16 protein-coding genes, 4 tRNA genes and 2 pseudogenes are annotated in these 18387 nt (G+C 60.6%); 1 reads left to right on the forward strand and 21 read right to left on the reverse strand.

Annotated elements, in window-relative coordinates; translation table 11 throughout:
• Positions 1 to 217: 217 nt before the first annotated feature.
• The 6 genes from OMP38_RS20335 to OMP38_RS20360 all read right to left on the reverse strand — a co-directional run bounded on the left by OMP38_RS20335 (position 218) and on the right by OMP38_RS20360 (position 5308).
• Complete coding sequence (locus OMP38_RS20335; protein WP_277566700.1) at positions 218 to 1141, reverse strand: ADP-ribosylglycohydrolase family protein; 924 nt, start codon at positions 1139 to 1141, stop codon at positions 218 to 220.
• A gap of 15 nt (positions 1142 to 1156) precedes the next feature.
• Positions 1157 to 1924 (reverse strand): NUDIX hydrolase, encoded by a 768-nt coding sequence (locus OMP38_RS20340; protein ID WP_277566701.1) that lies wholly within the window; start codon positions 1922 to 1924, stop codon positions 1157 to 1159.
• A 25-nt stretch (positions 1925 to 1949) separates the two neighbouring features.
• Complete coding sequence (locus tag OMP38_RS20345; protein WP_277566702.1) at positions 1950 to 3449, reverse strand: nicotinate phosphoribosyltransferase; 1500 nt, start codon at positions 3447 to 3449, stop codon at positions 1950 to 1952.
• Entirely contained in the window at positions 3446 to 4270 is an 825-nt protein-coding gene (locus OMP38_RS20350) for a ribose-phosphate pyrophosphokinase (protein WP_277566703.1), read from the reverse strand. Before OMP38_RS20350 ends, OMP38_RS20345 begins: the two co-directional genes overlap by 4 nt.
• 5 nt (positions 4271 to 4275) lie before the next feature.
• Positions 4276 to 4680 carry a hypothetical protein gene (locus OMP38_RS20355; RefSeq protein WP_277566704.1) on the reverse strand — a complete coding sequence of 135 codons (405 nt, stop codon included), beginning with the start codon at positions 4678 to 4680 and terminating at the stop codon, positions 4276 to 4278.
• A gap of 115 nt (positions 4681 to 4795) precedes the next feature.
• Positions 4796 to 5308 carry an acyl-CoA thioesterase gene (locus tag OMP38_RS20360; RefSeq protein WP_277566705.1) on the reverse strand — a complete coding sequence of 171 codons (513 nt, stop codon included), beginning with the start codon at positions 5306 to 5308 and terminating at the stop codon, positions 4796 to 4798.
• A gap of 238 nt (positions 5309 to 5546) precedes the next feature.
• Between OMP38_RS20360 and OMP38_RS20365 the strand changes: the two genes are divergently transcribed.
• Positions 5547 to 6377 (forward strand): sugar phosphate isomerase/epimerase family protein, encoded by an 831-nt coding sequence (locus tag OMP38_RS20365; RefSeq protein WP_277566706.1) that lies wholly within the window; start codon positions 5547 to 5549, stop codon positions 6375 to 6377.
• A 599-nt stretch (positions 6378 to 6976) separates the two neighbouring features.
• Here the strand turns inward: OMP38_RS20365 and OMP38_RS20370 are convergent.
• The 15 genes and pseudogenes from OMP38_RS20370 to OMP38_RS20440 all read right to left on the reverse strand — a co-directional run bounded on the left by OMP38_RS20370 (position 6977) and on the right by OMP38_RS20440 (position 18324).
• The gene (locus OMP38_RS20370) at positions 6977 to 8365 is read right to left on the reverse strand and encodes an MATE family efflux transporter (RefSeq protein WP_277566707.1); all 1389 of its coding nucleotides are present in this window, start codon (positions 8363 to 8365) and stop codon (positions 6977 to 6979) included.
• A gap of 152 nt (positions 8366 to 8517) precedes the next feature.
• Positions 8518 to 8757, reverse strand: a complete 240-nt coding sequence (locus tag OMP38_RS20375) for a cold-shock protein (RefSeq protein WP_217594140.1) — start codon at positions 8755 to 8757, stop codon at positions 8518 to 8520.
• Positions 8758 to 8856: 99 nt separating this feature from the next.
• Entirely contained in the window at positions 8857 to 9057 is a 201-nt protein-coding gene (locus OMP38_RS20380; RefSeq protein ID WP_090117032.1) for a cold-shock protein, read from the reverse strand.
• Between the two features lie 276 nt (positions 9058 to 9333).
• Positions 9334 to 10233 (reverse strand): glycoside hydrolase family 43 protein, encoded by a 900-nt coding sequence (locus OMP38_RS20385; RefSeq protein WP_277566708.1) that lies wholly within the window; start codon positions 10231 to 10233, stop codon positions 9334 to 9336.
• A gap of 21 nt (positions 10234 to 10254) precedes the next feature.
• A pseudogene (locus OMP38_RS20390) lies at positions 10255 to 11189 on the reverse strand (5'-nucleotidase).
• A 141-nt stretch (positions 11190 to 11330) separates the two neighbouring features.
• On the reverse strand, positions 11331 to 12257 hold the full coding sequence (locus tag OMP38_RS20395; protein ID WP_277566709.1) for a CapA family protein: 927 nt from the start codon (positions 12255 to 12257) through the stop codon (positions 11331 to 11333).
• A gap of 360 nt (positions 12258 to 12617) precedes the next feature.
• Positions 12618 to 13843 (reverse strand): annotated as a pseudogene (locus tag OMP38_RS20400) (RtcB family protein).
• Positions 13844 to 13890: 47 nt separating this feature from the next.
• The gene (locus OMP38_RS20405; protein ID WP_277566710.1) at positions 13891 to 14676 is read right to left on the reverse strand and encodes a nucleotidyltransferase domain-containing protein; all 786 of its coding nucleotides are present in this window, start codon (positions 14674 to 14676) and stop codon (positions 13891 to 13893) included.
• Between the two features lie 268 nt (positions 14677 to 14944).
• Entirely contained in the window at positions 14945 to 15406 is a 462-nt protein-coding gene (locus OMP38_RS20410) for a DIP1984 family protein (RefSeq protein WP_277566711.1), read from the reverse strand.
• An 18-nt stretch (positions 15407 to 15424) separates the two neighbouring features.
• Complete coding sequence (locus tag OMP38_RS20415) at positions 15425 to 16924, reverse strand: TROVE domain-containing protein (RefSeq protein WP_277566712.1); 1500 nt, start codon at positions 16922 to 16924, stop codon at positions 15425 to 15427.
• A 415-nt stretch (positions 16925 to 17339) separates the two neighbouring features.
• Positions 17340 to 17936: a ribonuclease H-like YkuK family protein gene (locus OMP38_RS20420; RefSeq protein ID WP_277566713.1), complete on the reverse strand. Its 597-nt coding sequence runs from the start codon at positions 17934 to 17936 to the stop codon at positions 17340 to 17342.
• A gap of 50 nt (positions 17937 to 17986) precedes the next feature.
• Positions 17987 to 18062, reverse strand: a tRNA-Asn gene (locus OMP38_RS20425).
• 7 nt (positions 18063 to 18069) lie between these two features.
• A tRNA-Val gene (locus OMP38_RS20430) sits at positions 18070 to 18147 on the reverse strand.
• A gap of 23 nt (positions 18148 to 18170) precedes the next feature.
• Positions 18171 to 18244 (reverse strand) — tRNA-Gln (locus OMP38_RS20435).
• Between the two features lie 5 nt (positions 18245 to 18249).
• Positions 18250 to 18324 (reverse strand) — tRNA-His (locus tag OMP38_RS20440).
• Positions 18325 to 18387: the final 63 nt, after the last annotated feature.

The raw sequence follows: 18387 nt of genomic DNA on the forward strand, positions 1-18387 counted from the left end.
AAAATAGCGATCATTAGCTCATAAACAGGGGGGTTGGCTGCGTAAGCGCGCATGTCCAAAAACCGCGTCCGAACCGGACGCGGTCTCCGAATACCTTGTTTTTTCCGTTTCTGCGCTTGGCTGCGCGACGGATTCTCGCGGCCAGCACGGGGCTTCGGACAGCGTGAGCGAAGTAGCCACGGGCGAGGACGCCCGGTCGGCGAAGTTGAAAGCCGCGCTAAGCGCCCGGCGCCAGCGATCGACGCAGCGCCAGGATCCGCTCGGACGTCGCGTCCAGCCGCTCCCGGATGAGAATGCCGGCAGCATAGCGCTCCGGGATGCCCGCAAATCCCCAGTGCACGCCTGCCAGGCCGCCGGCGATCGCGCCGATCGTGTCCGAGTCTCCGCCCTGATTCGCCGCCCGCTGTACGACCTCTTCGAAAGAATTCGACGTCAGCAGCAGGTGCAGCACCCAGCGGAACGTGTGCACGACATAGCCGCTGGTCTCGCAGTCGGGATTCGACGAGAGCATCGCTTCGTACGGGGTGCCCGCGACGGCGGCGCCGACCGCCTCGCGGAGCGGAGCCTCGCCGTCCAACATGGCGAACGCGATCCGGTTATAAATCTCGCACGCCTCGTTGCAGAGCTCGTCGTAATGCGTCATCTTCGACTGCATGCGCGACACGCGCGACACGTCCGCCCAAGCCGGGTAGCACAGCGCCGCGGGCAGGCATCGCATCAGGGAACCGTTGCCCGCGCTTTGCCCGAGATCCAGATCCGCGAGCATCGCGGCCTGGAACCAGTCGCCCTCATACGTGGCGAGCACGGTCCGGATGATATTCCCGACATCTTCGGGACCGGAAGCATACCAGCGCAAAAACCGTTCGCCGATCGCCTCCTTCGGATCGTCGGGCGCTGCCAATATCCCATCCGCTACGCACAGCGTCATCATCGTGTCGTTGGTCACCTCGCCCGGTTCAAGGCGCCACACGCCGCCCCCGACGATTTCGGTCAAATAGCCGTGGCGTGCCGCGATCTCCCGCGGGGACATGAACTCCGTCGTGCCGCCCAGCGCGTCCCCGACCGCCACGCCGTACAGCCCGCCCCGTATCCGTTCCGCCAGTTCCATTTTCTCCGCCTCCGTCTCCCCGTTATCTTTCATTTTAACGCCCGTCTTCTAACCGTAGATCGACAGCTCCGGCGCATAATCGGTGAACCGGTACAGCTGCGCCGGCCGTTGTGAGTACCGATTGGACATCAACGGCCGTCCTTCCGCGTCGCGCGCCTCCTCCAGAATGCCTCTGCGGCTCTGCGTGGAGGTGACCTTGCGGATGAAATTCTTCTCCTCGAAGGTCGGCACGACGGTCGTGATCACCTGGTACAGCTCGCTGATCGTGAACGTCTCCGGCAGAAACTCCCTGGCGATCGTCGTCGTCAGCATCTCCCGGCGAATCCGCTCCAGGGCGTCCTGCACGATCGTACGGTGGTCGAACGCCAGCTCCGCCGCGAGCGCCTCCTCGACCGGCCACAGCCGCACGTCCGACGCTTCGTCCGACGTCCTGCGGCTCGCCACGTACCGCTCCTCGACGAGCGCGACGAACGCGTGAGAGATCATCCAGCCGCGCGGATCGCGGTCCGGCGCGCTGTAGACGTTAAAGTACGCGAGGCGCACGTCCGCTACGCCGGTCTCCTCCAGCAATTCCCGCCGCGCGCACGCCTCGACGGTCTCGCCCTCGCGGGTGAAGCCGCCCGGCAGCGCCCACAAGCCTTCGCACGGCCACTGCTTCCGCTTAATGAGCATGACCTCGAGACGACGGAGCGGCAGCGCCTTCTTCGCGCCCGTCCGCTCGGTCCTCGTGATCGTGAACACGACGATGTCCGTGGGCGCGCCGTCGGGCGTGCGAAACCCCGCGGCCGAATAATGCCCGGCACTTTGATCGTTCATCTATATTTGCTCCTATCGCTTCGTCCTACAGGTTCCCGAGGAGTCTGGCTCTGATGTCGCCAAGCGTCTGCTCGCGCACGAGGCGCCCGTCGACGAACACGTCCTCCAAGAGATCGATCCCGCTGTATCGATCGTATTCTTCCTTGTTCAGATTATCAATACAAGCCATCGTATCGTCCTGCTGGACGACGCGAACGAGCCCCGTTTGCGACTTTTTGACTTTGCCCGCGTCGGTCTTCGGATCCTTGTAGATCTTCCGCTCCTCGCCGTCCACGACCGCGTACGTCGACTTGAGCGCGTAGCCGAACGTGTCTCGCGTGTTGTACTGGTACGTAAACGAGCCGATGCCGAACACCATGTTGGTCGACGCGAAGCCCTTGGCCGCGAGCCGCTCGCAGATCTCCCGGCAGCGCGCGATCGTGATCGCGTCTCCGTAGATGGCGCCGATATGGCTGTCCAGCTGCTTGTAGCCGCGCGCGGTGGTCGTGCCCCCGAAAATGTCCCACAAAATCTCGATGACCCCGCGCCGCGCGAGCGGCTCCTCCGCGTCGGGATCGCCGCAGATGATCTTGACCGGATCGCCGCTGTCCGGGCGAATGACGACCTTGCCGTCCCGGCTCAGAATATCGTCCTTCAGCCCGCGGATGACGACGTCGAGGACGGTCCACAGATCCCACGTATCCGACACGATCGACACGAACCCGTTCGGGTATACGTTCTTGATCAGGTAACGGTACGATGCGGCCTCGTCCCGGCCATGCGCGCACATGACGCTATGCTCGGTGGCGGGAATCGACGTGCCGATCAGCTCCTTTTCCATATCGGCGCCGTAATGGTCCTCGAGATACAGAATCGCCGGAATCGTATCCGTGCCGGTGAACGAGAGCAGATGCCCCGCGCCGCTGGCCTTGGCCGCCTCGAGCGAGCCCATGCCCCGCATCGAGAAGTCGTGTCCCTGGAACGGCACGCCTGCTGCGTCGCCGTTCGTCCGAAGCGCGAAGTCCTCGAGCAGCTTGCGGTATTCGAAGGCGAGCGTCGCGCTCGTCGCAGGCAGCCACAGCTGGCACGACATGAGCGTCTCCAGGTAATTCGTGAGCCAGAAAAACGCGGGCTGCGTGTTCTCGATCGTGAGCATCGGCACCTTGACCGGCACGAGGTTGCCTTCCTTAACGGCCTTAATCTTGATTGGCAGGTATCCGAGGTCATGCAGCGCTTCGATATGGGCTGCATCCGGGTCGGGAGCGCCGAGCGCAAGACGGATGACGCGCTTGTATTCTTCCGCCACCTCCGACTTTGGCCGACCGAAGAAATGGTCGTTGAAGTAATCGATCAGGTATTCCTGGATAAAGGCCTGGAAGCCGAACGCTACGATCCTGTCGATCTCGGCAATACGGCTTGCGCGCGCCGTCCAGGTCGAGTAGACGAGCTCCGTGCCTTGCGGATACTGGTTTTTGTGGCTCACCTTGTAAAAGTCGCAGAGTAGCGTGGCAGGGTAAACGTAGTTGTTGGTATGGGCGATAGTCATGGCAGCATGCCTCCAATCGGATAAATGTGAATAAAGTCCGTGCTTGGCCCGTCCAGAATCGTGTCCGTCGTGTAGACGCGCTCGATCAATCCCGAAGCCGGGAGCTTGCCCAGATGAATCGCGTTCTCGCAGTGCGTCACGAGCAGGTATATGTGCGAGGCCCCCAGTTCGCGAAGCCGCTCCGCGCTCAGCAGGAACGTGCCGCCGTAAGAGCAGAGATCGTCGATGACGATGGCCTTGAACCCCGTTCGATCGACGCTGCCTGCGACATCCAGCTTCTGAATGCGTCCCGTACGGAAGTCCCTCTCCTTGTGGCCGACCAGCTGCCTGAAGCCTTCAATCCGGCCGTATCGCTTCTGCGCCCCGGCATCCGGGAAGAACAGATAATCCGCCGCCGGATCGAATCCGGTCTCTGCCGTCACCCTGTCCAGCAGATCAAGCGTCGGGTACACCGCGCCGCTGCGGTCGAGCAGCGCGAGGGTGACGTCCGAATGCGGCTCGACGACCGTCACGCGCGCGAAGTTCATGGCGTTAATCATTCGCGCCGTGTACTTCAGCGTAAAAGCCGAAGCCCCCTCCGCCCGGTCCATCCGGCTGTATGGCATGTAGTAGATGTCCAGCGACGCCAGGCCGAGCCCGTGATCGTCGAGATAGCTTTTGACGAACATCAGCTTGATCAGGTCCGCATCCGTCTCGTACTTGAAGGCGATCCGGTTGCCGTTCTCTGCGAGAGCCAGCGCGCTGATCTGCTCCCCGTTCACCCGTGTCTCCCCGTTCGGATAAGGCTCGAAGTCCAGCTTCTGTCCGTTTAGCCGAATCATGTCGTTCACGCTCCCCGCTTCATGATGTTCAGTGCCGCCTGCAGGCACCGGTAGGCCGAGCCGAGTCCCGCCCGATCGTCGAGCAGAATGTTAAAATAGATCTTCCTGCCGCCCGAGGAAGGCACGAACGGCGCATCTTCGTTGATCGCATCGAACGGAATACCGTTGTCCTTCAGGTAGGACGCGATCTCGGGGTACTGTCTCTCGCCGCAGGCGGTGAAGACGACCAGGTAGGCGCCTTGCGCCTGGCATTCCCTGAGCAGCCGCGGCACGTCGTCAAACGAAAGTCCCGCGCGATGATAATCGAACACGGTATTGTCGTAGTCGTACGCCACGACGAGCCGGCCGTACTTGCGCCATTCCGCCACCAGCCGGGAAACGACGTGTTCGTCTTCCAGATAGAAGTCCATCGGGATCGCCTCATTTCATACTGTCATTTTTATATTATCATAATGACATTATTAAAGGATGTCAAGGGATCGTTCGCCAGAAAAAACAAAAAAAGCGCCGAAACCGGCGCGCGCCTCACTCCCAAGGGTACTTCGCCAGCAGAAAATCCGCGAACGCCTTGCTCTGTTCCCGCCGAATGGCGCGCATCTCCTTGCGGTGCTCCGCGGTCTCGAACAGCTTCTTCTCCTCGTCCGTCTCCGGAATGACCTGCGGCACGTAGACAGGCTTATTGTCGTCGCCGAGTCCCACGAACGTGAGGAACGAAGTCGCCGCGATCCTGCGCTTGCCCGTCCGAAGATCCTCGCGGATCACTTTGACGAATACCTCCATCGACCGCTTGCCCGTCCACGATACGAAGGCTTCGAGCGATACCGAATCCGTCTGCCGGATCGGGAGCAGAAAGTCGACCGAGTCCGTCGAGGCCGTAACCGCGGTGACCCGGCACAGCTTGGAGGCGGAGATCGACGCGATGTCGTCGATGTGGGACATCAGCCTGCCGCCGAACAGCGTCTCGTGATTGTTGACGTCGGTGGGGAATACTCTGGAGGTTTTGACGCAGCGGGTTTCTTTGACGAACTTCTTGTCCAATTCAGCTTACGCTCCTTCGTCCCATGAATGGTGTGCATTCGCTCATTGTCCCCAGCCGGTCGATCGTTATGCCTGACAGAAAGGGCGGAGAAGACGGAACGGCGCGGAACGGAGGTAAGAGGCAAGGAAGGAAGCGGCGGCCCGGCGTCGAATTAGGATTAACGCCGTAAGTCGAAATGAAAGTTAACGCCATCAACAATGAAGCGCGCGTTCATACGCGCAGGAAAGGAGCGGACCTATGACGGTAGGAATATTGGCGCATTTGCTCGGTACGCTGCCTTATGCGCAATTGGCCGAGAAGGTAGCCGAGCATCGTTTCTCGTACGTGCAGCTCGCGCTGTCCAAGGCCATTGCCGATATCGACTTCTCCCTCGGCAAGCTCAGTCCCGGACTGGCAAGCGAGATCGGCGGCGCGTTCGCCGACCGCGGCGTTCGGATCGCCGTACTCGGCTGCTACGCCTCCCTGATCGATCTGAACGAGGACAACTATCGCTATAATGTAGACCGGTTCAAGGAGCATCTGCGTCACGCGCGGCACTTCGGCGCGCCGATCGTGGCGACCGAGGTCGGCTCGCCCCAGGACCCTAGCCGTCTCGCGCAGCACGCGGCCCTGCTCGACCGCGCGCTCGAGGAGCTCGTCGAGGAAGCCGAGCGGTGGGGCGCGGTCATCGGGCTGGAGGCTGCGCAGGGCCACCTGATCGATACGCCAGAGACGCTGGCGGCCGCGATCGAACGGTTCCCGTCGTCGTGCGTCGGCGTCGTCCTCGATCCGTGCAACCTGCTGAACGGCCGCACGCTGGACGATCAGGATCGGGTCGTCGACGAAGCTTTCCGGCTGCTCGGGCCGCGAATCGTCAGCGCCCATGCCAAGGATCTGGTCCGCGCCGAGGACGGCGGCGTCCGAGAGACGGCCGCCGGGCTTGGCCAGCTGCATTATGCCCGCTTCTGGGAGAAGCTCGAAGCGCAGAAGCCCCACGGCTTCGTCACGCTGGAAGCCGTCGCGGTGCCGCAGATGGAAGCCGCGGCGCGCTTTGTGCGGGCGGGCCGCGAGGCGGCACGCCGGGGCTAGTCGCGCGTGCATTCGGGCGGCCGCTTTCCTGGCTGGAGCACCCGCGGCTGGCGGCAAACGAGTGGTGCCCAGGTGTTCCTAGCCAGGAACAACGCCGGCCTCCGGCAAGCGCGGAGCGGCCGGTTGTTCCTAGCCAGGAACAACGCGGGCCTCCGGCAAGCGCGGAGCGGCCGGTTGTTCCTAGCCGGGAACAACCCCGGCCTCCGGCAAGCGCGAAGCGCCCGGTTGTTCCTAGCCGGGAACAACGCCGGCCTTCGGCATGCGCGAAGCGCCCGGTTGTTCCTAGCCGGGAACAACCCCGGCCTACGGCAAGCGCGAAGCGCCCGGTTGTTCCTAGCCGGGAACAACGCCGGCCTACGGCAAGCGCGGAGCGTCCGGTTGTTCCTAGCCGGGAACAACCCCGGCCTCCGGCAAGCGCGAAGCGTCCGGTTGTTCCTAGCCAGGAACAACGCCGGCCTTCGGCAAGCGCGAATCACTCCATGTGCTCCTTCATAGGAAAAAGGCGCCGCAAAAAAAGGGATGAAGCAGACCAACTCTGCCTCATCCCTTTTTAAATCAGCGCTTGGACGATTGCCCTTGCACACTAAACTGGCGAATCTTCATATCAGCTTCCGCGCATACCACTTGTCCCCGCGGAACCGCTTGAGGAACAAGATTCCCCGCACGCCCCATTCGCAGTTCATCGCGAGCCATACGCCGATAATGCCGAGTCCGAAAGTAATCCCCAGTATATAGCCGAGCACGATCCTGAACAGCCACATCGACAGCATCGACGCGATCGAGGTGAAGCGAGCGTCCCCGGCCGCCCGAAGTCCCGCGGGCAGGATGAAGCTGATCGACCAAAGCGGGATCTGCGCGATCGCATTGATGAGCGTCAGCCAGAAGATATCGTCCACGATGTCGGCCGGCGGGTGGAACAGGCTCACCAGCGGATGGAAGAGCGGCATCAAGATGGCGGTCATCACCACGAACGAGCAAGATGAGAGCCAGATAAACGACTTGATGAACTTGCGGGCGTCTCCGACGTTGCGTCCGCCGATGCATTGGCCCACGACCGTGACGATCGTCAGCGACATCGCACCTGCCGGAATCTGGTACACCATGGCGATCGTGCCGCCGATGGCGTTCGCCGCGAGCGCGTAGGTGCCCATGCTGACGATGAACACCTGGGTGAGCATTTTGCCGCCGTTAAAAAACATCTGCTCCGCCGCGAACGGCACGCCGATCGTCATGATCCTCTTCAGCATGTCCCACGGCACGCGGACCAGCTGACCGACGCGCAGGCGCAGCGACCTGTCGATCCGCAAAATGTACGCCAATGCGCAGACGGCCGCCGTATAGCGCGCGATATTGACCGCGATCGTCATGCCGAGCACGCCCATGTCGAGTGCGTTGATAAAGACGAAATTCAACACCACGTACAGCAGGTTCATAATGAGCGACAAGATCAGCGACACCCGGGACCGCCCGATGCCCCGCATCGCGCCGCATACCGCTTGAACGACGCCGATGCCGAGGTAGGACGCGCAGCTGCCGATCAGATACACGCGGGCATGGTCCAGCACGTCGGCCGACGCTCTGCCGAACAATACCTGCAGCACGGGCGCATGCAGGGACGCCACCAACAAGCCGATGCCCAGCGACAGCAGCGCGACCGATGCGACCGTGCCCGCGGCGGCCTTGGAGATCATCTCGTCGTTGCCGCTGCCCTTGTATTGGGCGACGACGACCGTACCTCCGGTTGCCACGGCGACGAAGACGTTGATCAGGAAAATGTTCAGCGAATCGACCGTGCTGACCGCGCCGACCGCCGCGACGCCGGATGAACTGATCATAGCGGTGTTCACAAGGTTCAGGCCTACGATAAAGGCCTGGTCGATCAGGATCGGGATGAACAACGCGATCACTTTGCGGTAGTCCATGGACGACCCGGTCAAACGCTTGTCCAGATAAGCGTGCGTCCGCGCCTTGAGCTGAAGCGGTCTCACCTTATCACTTCTTTTCCCGGATGATAGATTGCTTTGCAAGCGTATACCTGCGGGTCCTATTCTAGTGGGAAAAAGAAAAATCCACAACCTCGGCAGGCTGCGGACTAGGATCGCGTATGGGAAAAAAACGCCTGCTTGCGCCAAGGAACGGCCTACAGCGCCGCTTTCCGCTGGTTTTTCCGATGCTGCTTGAGCTGGTGGTCCGACGAGATCAGAATCGGCAGCACCTTTTCGCTTCGGACCATGACCGACTTGCAGATCATGCACGTAGGCACGTCCTCGAACGAAAAGTTGTCCCGGATCCATCCCTTGCAGCCGTCTTTGGTGCAGGACCAGATGGTCGTCATTTCTTCGGGCAAATTTTCCAACGGTTTATTCCAGGAATAATTCAATGGATCGTCCCCCTTAGATGAACGCGCTACTATCCACGTACAAAAGCCTCTTCATTAAAAAATCCCCAAAACGATACGTTCGGGGATTTAAATCTTCATTTACAGTTTTACGACGTTCTCGGCTTGCTGGCCGCGATTGCCTTGGACTACGTTGAATTCGACGCGTTGGCCTTCATCCAGCGACTTGAAGCCCTCGCCCGTGATCGCGCTGAAGTGTACGAATACGTCTTCGCCGCCCTCGACCTCGATAAAACCGAATCCTTTTTCTGCGTTAAACCATTTTACTGTTCCTGTTTGCATAGAAACACCTCCAATTTTTACATGAGCTTCTCATTTTAGGTACAAAATAAAAAATTCATATATTGCACAAGGTTAGTCATTAAAATAATAACCCTCTGCAATAGATGAATTTAAGGTCAAAATTCCAATAAACCAACTATACCATACAGGACGGAGAAAAGCAATTCGGACCGTCGGCGCCGCTTCACCGATCTATAAGATACCAGGCCTCCCGCAACCAAGGGGAAGCCTGGCATCTTCTTTCTCACATCGGGCTTCGTGCTCAAGACCGCGACGTCAGCACTCCCACGAATCGGTCATGACGACCGGCTCGATCCTGCCGCGGCCGATTCGCATGCGATCGATGCATAACCGGCGATTGCCCGGCTCCGTGTCGCCGATCGTTCTGCGATGGTATACGATCAGCCATTCGTCCGTCTCCGGCAGGTGCAGGTAGCCGTGGTGACCGGGCCCCTCCGCGATCGGCTCCTGCCTTTCCAGAATCGTACCCTCGTTCTCGAACGGACCGAGCGGACTGTCGCTCACGCCGTATGCTACGCGATAAGTGCCGTTCGTCCATCCGCCCATGGACCACATCAGGTAATAAAGCCCGTCCTTCTTGATCATGCAAGGGCCTTCTACGTATCCCTCCGGCGTGATGGAACGGAACACTTCATCGTCCCCGCCCTTCAAAGGAACGAACCCGGTCATCTCCTCGTTCATCCGCGCGACGTTGCAGTGCCCCCAGCCGCCGTAATACAGATAGATGGTTCCATCGTCGTCCTTGAACAGGTGCGCATCGATCGGCTGCGCCTGATGAATGAACTTGTCTACCAACGGCTTCCCAAGATAGCCTCGATACGGACCCTCGGGACGATCCGCCACGGCAATCTCCAAGCCCCCGATTTCCTCGTTCGACTGAATATCGTTCGAGGCGAATACGAGGTAATATCGTCCCCGATGCTCGATCTGCGTCGGCGCCCAGACCGCTCTCCATACCCAGGGAAAATCCGTCATGTCTACAATGCCCTCGTGTTTGTCCCAGTGGACCAGGTCGTCCGAGCTGAACGCGTCCAGATTCATCTGCATCGTATACTCCGTGAATGAGCGCGTCGCATAGATCCAGTGCTTTCCCTCATACGTTCTGGCCTCGGGGTCTGCATACCAGCCGGCTACAATCGGATTGTTTATTTTCATTGGTAGGGACTCCTTCCTGTTTTAAGCGGACGTCACGCCGTTGATCGCTCCGAACGGCACGTGCGCCGTCGGATAATAGCCGGACACGCCTTCGATATGGCCGACCTGATCGTCGATGAAAATATGCGGCCGGAACACCTTAAGCACGCGCGCCTTCTCGATGCCGCCGAGGAAAAAAGCGTCGTCCACTCGAATGCCGGCAGCACGCAGCGTCGTGACGACGCGCTCGTGAGCCGGTGCGTTCCGGGCGGTCACGATAGCAATCCGAACGCGCGGCGAGTAGTCGGGGTCCGTCTTCTTTTCTCCCATTCCCGCCTCTGCAGCCGGCTGACCTCGCTGAAGAACCGGAAGAGCGGCCCCGGCGGAAGCGCCTCTCCTGCGTTCATCCGCTCGCTGTCATGGAAGCCTTGCATGCCTTGGGCTTGGAAGATGCCTTCCGCGGAGTCGTCCGCGATAATGCCGTCGAAGTCGAAGGCGATGCGCAGCTCCTGCTCCCGGTCGTCGTCGACGAAACCGGTCGGGAACACCTGCGCCGCAGGCAGCCCCACCCGGATCGCCGAGCGCACGTCGTCGGGATCGGCCGAGAGAAACAACGACGCGTTGAACGCGTCCATATAAGTAAACGGATTGCGTCCGGCGACGAACGCGGCGCGCGTGATCGGCAGGCCGTAATGCTGAATCGACTTGAACACGCGCAGTCCCGTATCCGGATCGTTGCGCGACAGCAGCACGACCTCGACCGGCTGGTCGTCCGGCGCCTCGCCGTTGATCCTAAGCAGCCGCTTGATCAGCGGGAAGGCGACGCCGGGACGCAGCACCTCTTCCTCGTGCGCATGCTGGTACTGCCGGTATTCCTCTTCTCCTTTTTCCTTGAACACCTTGTCCGAAGCCTCCAGATCGAACAGCGCGCTGGAAGCGACCGCGACGACGAACTTTTCTTCAATGGGAAATGGCATAGATTCCTCCGTAGTTTGGGCGCACTCCCTTTTCTGGCGATGCCGTAGCAAACAGGCTTGCTTTACATCCTGCCGAGGGCACAAGCGAGTATCTCCTTAGACTCTTCTAGTTTACCAAACACCCGGGTTAGTCGGACAGAATCAAATTTTATCCGATCTCGCCGGCACAACCCGATACACCCGTTTAGGACCGACATTTTGCAAAATGCGGGTGGGCACGCTGGATATTTTCCGTACGTCCGTTTCTCCCTTTGCGTTTTTCGTAATGGTCAGCTTCAGGATCGCGCCTCTTAATCTCGCCGTATGCTGCGGCAGCTCGGTCGAAACGAAGTTGCCCAAGGAGGAAGCCGCTACCCGATTGCGGACGCGTCCGTCCCTGTCCTTCACTTTATACATTTTGACCGGATGCAGGACGTGGGGATGCGCGCCAAGCACGACATTCACGCCATTTCGGAATAATTGATGCATCAGGCGAACCTGTCCCCGACTGGGTCGCGAATGAAATTCTTTTCCGAAATGCAGGCATGCGACGATTAAATCCGCAGCGCGCTTCAAGCTGCGCACGTCCGCCGCTATTTTATGGCGTGCGATACGGTTGACCATCCAGGGCACCGGCACGCGAATCCCGTTGGTTCCGTACGTATAAGACAATATGCCGATCCTGATTCCCTTTACGTTAACGATGAGCTTCCGGCGGGACTCCCCACGGAAACGGTAAGTGCCCGTATGCCGCAGGCCGTGCCGGTCGAGGACATTCAGCGTCCGCTTCAATCCGGCCGATGTCCCGTCCATGCAATGGTTGTTGGCCGTACTGAGCACATCGAAGCCGAGACTGCGAAGCGTGGCTGCGAAGGCGTCCGGCGAGCTGAACAGAAGCTTGCCGGGCTTTCCTTTGAACCGGCTGCCGGAGAAGGTCGTCTCCAGATTGCCGATCGTGAAATCCGCTTTTCTCAAGTAAGGCTTTACGCGGTAAAAAATAGGCGAGAATCCGCCTTCTCGCGCGGCCGAGGCGATCATGTTTTTCTTCATTAACAAATCCCCGACCGCGGCCATCGTGATTGTTGTCATCGCCCGCTTCCCCCCCGCTCCATAGAAATGATGCCGTTCACATCCGTTGCGCTCCCGCTCAGGCAGGCGGCGAATATATAGGATAGAGCATGTTATGTCGGGAGTGGGGGCCCGTGCTGGGCATGCGCAAAAGAAATCCAGCCCTCATGGACCGGATTTCGGATAGGATCGTCGGAGCGCCACGTTCGTTGACCGATTCAAGCGACCGCCGTAAGATGCCTCGCCTGCGGAGGCATGTTTACAGCCTCGGATCGATCTCCTTTTCCTTCGCCACCTCGAACAGCAGATTGGCTGCGATTTGTTTAAAATGCTCATTTTCGGGCTCGATGTCCGACAGCCTGATCGCAAGCGGCGCGACGGCTAATCCTTGTACGGATCGAACTCGTCCGCGCCCGCCATGCACACCCCGATCGGCTTCAGCACGTGCAGCACGTCGATCGTCTCTGCGTGGGCATCCAGCACCTCCTGCAGCCGGCGATAGACGAACGGACTCTCGTCCGTCCCAGCGCCTCGCAGCTCGACGCCGAATTCCCGGACTGCCTGCTTCATCTGCTCCGGCGTGATCTGTCCGCCCGAACGGGTACGCGTCTTCCAGTTCATCTTGCCGGCCGCCTGCGTGCGGCTCATCACGCGGCCCGCGCCGTGGACGGTGCTGTAGAAGGAATCGCGATTTTCCGTCGTGTCCTTGCCGCGCACGATGACGGAGATATCGCCCATGCTGCCGCCGATAAAACCGAGCTGTCCCGGCGCCGAAGGGGTCGCGCCTTTGCGCACGACGATCGTATCCTTGCCGCCATGCGTCTCACGCCACGCGTAGTTATGATGGTTGTGCACCTCGAAGTCCGCCTCCGCGCCCAGAATCGCCAGCACCTGCCGGATCACGTAGTCGCGCCCGGCATACGCATAACGGCCGGCCAGCTTCATCGCCCTGTAGTATAAGTCGCCGAGCTCGCTATCGAGATCGAACAACACCGGCGGCTGATCCATCTTTCGCCGGGCGCGTTGCCTAGAAACTCGCGACCTGCCGCAAGGTTCAGAAGCCGCTGGCCGTCTTATGGCCGAAGCCCCGGCTGCCGAAGTGATTGCCGATCCACAGGCGGCCGGTGGCGGGTTCGACGAATAAGTCGACGTAATGATTGCCGCTGCCGACCGTGCCGAGCTGGTCGCGCGCGAGCTTCTTCAGCTTGTCGTGCTCCTGCCGCCCGATCGCCGCATATACGCTCCAATCCGGATCGTCGAACAGCTCGTGATCGACCGGCTCGCTGTTGGCGCGGCCGATGCCGAAAGACACCTTGCGCGCGATCCGGTCCATGATATCGGAGAGATGAGGCAGCACATCGCTTGCCATCAGGTTCGTGCGCACGGCCTTGTTGCCGCAGCCGATGTCGTAGCCCACGCCGGAAGGCGAGATCTGGCCATCATACGCGATCACGCCGCCGATCGGCTGGCTGTAGCCTTTGTGGTGGTCGGCCATCAGCAGCGCCTGCACGACGTTGCCGTGCACCGCGCAGGTTTTGGCTTGCGACAGCGCGCTCTCGTCGGGCTCCCCCCCAGACGCGCACGCCTTCAATCGTTTGATAAGTCATGTTGTCCTTACGCTCCTTTATTTGCAATCACTGATGGCCGCAAGCCGCTAAGCGCCCCAGACCTCTCGTAGCGCCGACCGGAACAATGCGTCCAGCCGGTCGTCCAGGCGCTCGGCCTGCTTAGACTGCGACGCTGCGCTTCGCTCCAGATGACCGAGGCGTTCCTCCAGATAGTCGTTGACGATCGTGAGCCGCGGCTCGTAATCCAGCTCCTCGCCCGCCTTCTTGCGGGCCAGCAGCCGTTGCACCGTAAGCCACAGCTCGCCGTCCCGCGGGAGGAGCCGGTCCGCCAGCACGTCGAACGCCATCGGCGGCATGCCGCCGTACCGCTCGATCCATTCGCAGGCCAGCACGGGGCGCAGCACGTAGAAGTACTTTTTGATTTTGACCCGCTCGCCCTGCAGGTACGTCCGGTAGTTGCCCCGGGCCATGTTCAGGTAGTGATGCATGCAGGACTTCGGCGAAAAGGTAAGCGGCGAGATCGCGCGCAGTTGCTCCGCCACGGTGTAGCGCTCGGCGTACTGGATCGGCGATTGCAGCCATTCGAGCAGCGGCGGGTTGGACTTGCGGTACAAGTTGAGCGCCTTGCGCAGGTCCCAACCGCTGATGTCCAATTGATCGCTGATCGGCCGCTCGATGACATCTCGTTTATCGTAGATCGACAAGTACCAATCGGGCTCGCGCACGTAGACGAACCGCACGTCGTAGTCACTGTCCTGCGACGGGAACCCCCACGCCCGGCTGCCGGATTCGCACGCATACAGGATGCGGACGTTCTCTTCCCGTTCCAGTCGCTCCAATTGCTCGCTTATCGTTTTCTTTATGGTTTCCATCTGAAAATCACCTCTATGTAGAACGGCGGCTCCGATACGCCGAAGCCTCCGCCCTGCTGTCTTGTGGCGCTGCGAAATTCCCCATTCCCGCCCTCGCCCGAATCCTGCCGACCTGCACGCGGTGGTTACATTGACTGGTACACGTTACGCTCGTCACATTGCTGGGCTCATGATTGATGGGTTGGACATGGCCCCCGTGTCCGCTCGAGTCCAACTTTCCCTGTTGGCGGGTTGTGCACGCCTCGGCCGGTTCGGACTACCTTCGCAGCTACGTTTCGATCAGATCCGTCGTCCAGTTCATTTCCTGAATGCGAAAGTCCATTTCCCGGTAGGCTTTGGACAGCGCATCGACGCGAGCCTGAAGCTGCGCGACGTCCACCGTCCGCTCGAACCTGACTTCCGAACGGCTGAACCGGTCCTGCTTGATCGACGCCTGCTCGAGAAGGTCGGCGAGCAGCTTGCGATGCTGCATGAGCCGGTCCCGCTCCGCCAGCGCATCCGAGATGCTCAGCTCTGCGTTAAACGGCGTGGACGCATTCGTCTTGTTAATCCGGCGCACCCAGGCCGTCTGCTCGGCGAGCGTCTGCTCCAGCTCCGCCATCAGCAGAGCCGGATCCTCCGCCGGCGCCTCGCCCTCCTGCACCTTCACCACGCGCTCCAGCCGCTGCCGCAGCTGCGCGATTTTTTTCTGACTGTCCGCCCTGAGGACCAACGCTTCCGCCAGCTTCATTTTTACGCACCTCTTGTTTTAGTTATCGATATCGAATGCTCCGATCCGTTCGACCATGGAGCCGTAGCCTTTGGCCGACTGCGCAATGTAGCTCAGCACCGTGTCGCTCCAGCCGTAGATATAGAACGTACCCGGGTCCTGCTGCGGCACCATCGCGCCGCGGTAAGGCGAGACGTCGACGATAAACGCCTTGACGTTCGGGTTCACCTTCTCCCTGTACTGCTTCAGCGCCTTGTAGAACGGACTGCCCGCATTTTGCTGTTCGTCCGTTATGATAACGATCTGTTCGACCTTGCGGCGCTCCTGCCGCAGCTTGCGCACCGGCGCGCCGGCATCCGTGCCGCCCCCCGCACGGATGCCTCCTGCCTGCGAGAGGATGCTGTCTTTGCGGGAAGGCATCGCATCCTTTGCGACGGTGTTGAACAACCAGAACAGAGAGTCTCCCGCCGTTTTCTTGTACAGGGCCAGCGCGAACACGGAACCGGTCTGCAGGTACTCGCCGTTCATCGAACCTGAGATATCTAGAAAAATCGCCGTCCGCCCTTCCAGGTCCGGCAGATGGCTGAACGTATATTCCACCGCGTCCCGAAGTGCGTCGCGCAGCAATGGATGCTTCACCTGCCCGAACGCCTTGGCGAACCGAAACGGCAGAATCCTCGCCTTCGCAAGTGCGCGCTGATCGGTCAGCCGATCCGTCACGGCTCGCAGCGTATTCCAATCCTCCAGCACCCCGGCCCGCTCGAGCGCATTCAAGTGCCGGAGCAGCGCGAACGTCGGCATCTGGCCGATCAGCGCTTCCCAGATCGCCTTGGTCGGCTTCACCGCGCCCGTGACGACCTCGTGCGGCAGCTTGCCCGTCTCGATCCAGTACAGCCGCTCGGCCTCGGACGTCGCCTGCTTGAGCTGCTCCAGCGCATGGACCTGCGGCAGCAGCGACAGGTTCGCCTCCTGGCCCCGCAGGTACCGGTAGAGCGCCTGCTGCTTCAGGTCCGCCGGCTTCGGGTGCGCCGTCGCGATCGCGTCGCCGAGGCTATAGCCCCGGCCCCGGCCGTTGTACTTGACGGCCCAGTATTCGGACACGCCGGCCAGGAACCGGTTCACCTGCCGCTTTACGGCCCGGCCGCCCTCGCCCCGGCCCATTCCCTGGAGGATGGTCAGGAAGTCGGACAGATCGGACGGGATTTGCACGACCTTAAGGAAGATCCTCGCGAACAAGTCGGGCCGGTAGGCCGACAGGACCGCGAGGCCGCACAGCGGCTGAAGCCGCATATAGCCTTCGCCCCGCGCATAGACGAGCGCTCTGGCCATGAACTGCGGATCTCGCTGCGCCATCTCATGATGGAGCGCTTCTGCTTCAGCCAGCAGCGACTGACCGTCCGCGTAAAACGTGTTGCCCATCGTATTGGTGACCAGCGTCTGCACGTACCGTTCCTCGGCGGAACGTTCGTAGGACGGATAGCCATCCTGGTTCAATGTCGTCGGCCGGACGGCCGAGAACAGCTTTTTAGCGAAACTCATCGGATTAAACCTCCTTAAAGAGAGCGGAGCGAGGAAATGGCCGAGAAGGTTCACGGAAGGCCCTGCGAAAGGCCGTGTCCGTCCCCTATACCGAAGTATCCCTCTCGTTCGCCTCGCTCCGTTTGTCTTGCTGCATCGTTGAGGAAAGGTCGGAAAGGCATGCTGCTCTAACCATCTGAGCTATCCCGCCGAAGCGGGAGTTGGACTCGAACCAACGACAAGCCGATTAAAAGTCGAAGTAGCCCTTCCATGCGCCTCAACGAACGAGCGTCGATAATTTTGCTTTACGCTTACTCTTGGATCTACATGTTGCAATTGCTTGCTTGGTGCCCGCCTTTTCGGCGCCGGCTCCTTGCTCCTATCATCGCGCACATCCGCTGCCGCGAACATGGCGCAAGTATGACGACTTGTAAATTTATCCGAAATTCGATGCCGTTTTCGAGGCTTTAGCGCCTCTGTACGGGATTTTCGTATAGCGATTGGAAACGGACGAAGCCGCGATCGCCTCCGGTTTCACTCGGGCAGACAGCCCCATCGCTTCGATTCTTCCGACCAGCTCGGCGACCATCGCCGACGTCCTGTTGCGTCTCTCGTCCGTGCCTGCGTCGATATCGACGAACATCGCCAGGCTCGCGCCGTGATAGGCATAGGGCAGGAGAATATCCTCCAGCGCCGCCCTTTTCCCGGCATCGAAGTAAGCTGCGATCTCCTGGCTGTAAGTCGTTTCGAGGCTCAGCTTTTCGCGCAGCGACCGGAGCTCCCGCGGGACGATCACCTGCCGGTAGCAGAACCAGGCGCCCCGGCCCGGGCGGAGAATGACGACGGACGTTACGAACTTCGTATGTCCGGCGTGCATCTGCGCGTCCGTCCCGACGACGAGCTGATACGCCGCGCGCGGATCGCGCGCCATGAAGCTCTGGATGCGTCCGAAGACTTCGTCCAGCGACAGATTTTGTTCGGAGAGGTTGCGGAAGACATGCTCGTGAAGCATGGGGTATACGTGTCTTTTCATAAGTGTCACCTGTAGCGCAAGGCGGCTTCTTCCTTTCTTGTTTGTCGTATTGGCAGGGTTGGCAGGGCTCGAACCTGCGACCGTCCGATTAACAGTCGGGCGCTCTACCTGCTGAGCTACAACCCTATGGATTTGGAGGCGTGGACGGGGCCCGAACCCGCAGATCCGGTCGTGTTAGGCCCGTGTGTTCATCCAGTTTCACCACCACGCCGCGGCGGTTCATCGTAAATCGAGTGGCTGCCCGGGCAGGATTCGAACCTGCGGTGGATGATTCAAAGTCATCTGCCTTGCCGCTTGGCTACCGGGCATCGTATGGGGAGACCAACCGGACTCGAACCGGTACTGGCGGATTCACAGTCCGCTGCGTTCGCCTTTTCGCCATGGTCTCCATCATGGAATGCGATTGTTGCCGTCGGCCCCGCCCCTGCCTGATGGCAGGAGCGCGCCGCCT

The sequence above is a fragment of the Cohnella ginsengisoli genome, assembly GCF_029525555.1.
Classification (GTDB): domain Bacteria; phylum Bacillota; class Bacilli; order Paenibacillales; family Paenibacillaceae; genus Cohnella; species Cohnella ginsengisoli.

Bases quoted from the DNA above. Each gene is read 5' to 3' on its own strand.
- OMP38_RS20405 (WP_277566710.1), bottom strand. From the start codon at position 14,676: ATGGAAACCATAAAGAAAACGATAAGCGAGCAATTGGAGCGACTGGAA.
- OMP38_RS20415 (WP_277566712.1), bottom strand. From the start codon at position 16,924: ATGAGTTTCGCTAAAAAGCTGTTCTCGGCCGTCCGGCCGACGACATTG.
- OMP38_RS20410 (WP_277566711.1), bottom strand. From the start codon at position 15,406: ATGAAGCTGGCGGAAGCGTTGGTCCTCAGGGCGGACAGTCAGAAAAAA.
- OMP38_RS20420 (WP_277566713.1), bottom strand. From the start codon at position 17,936: ATGAAAAGACACGTATACCCCATGCTTCACGAGCATGTCTTCCGCAAC.
- OMP38_RS20380 (WP_090117032.1), bottom strand. From the start codon at position 9,057: ATGCAAACAGGAACAGTAAAATGGTTTAACGCAGAAAAAGGATTCGGT.
- OMP38_RS20365 (WP_277566706.1), top strand. From the start codon at position 5,547: ATGACGGTAGGAATATTGGCGCATTTGCTCGGTACGCTGCCTTATGCG.
- OMP38_RS20340 (WP_277566701.1), bottom strand. From the start codon at position 1,924: ATGAACGATCAAAGTGCCGGGCATTATTCGGCCGCGGGGTTTCGCACG.
- OMP38_RS20355 (WP_277566704.1), bottom strand. From the start codon at position 4,680: ATGGACTTCTATCTGGAAGACGAACACGTCGTTTCCCGGCTGGTGGCG.
- OMP38_RS20350 (WP_277566703.1), bottom strand. From the start codon at position 4,270: ATGATTCGGCTAAACGGACAGAAGCTGGACTTCGAGCCTTATCCGAAC.
- OMP38_RS20395 (WP_277566709.1), bottom strand. From the start codon at position 12,257: ATGACAACAATCACGATGGCCGCGGTCGGGGATTTGTTAATGAAGAAA.
- OMP38_RS20385 (WP_277566708.1), bottom strand. From the start codon at position 10,233: ATGAAAATAAACAATCCGATTGTAGCCGGCTGGTATGCAGACCCCGAG.
- OMP38_RS20335 (WP_277566700.1), bottom strand. From the start codon at position 1,141: ATGAAAGATAACGGGGAGACGGAGGCGGAGAAAATGGAACTGGCGGAA.
- OMP38_RS20345 (WP_277566702.1), bottom strand. From the start codon at position 3,449: ATGACTATCGCCCATACCAACAACTACGTTTACCCTGCCACGCTACTC.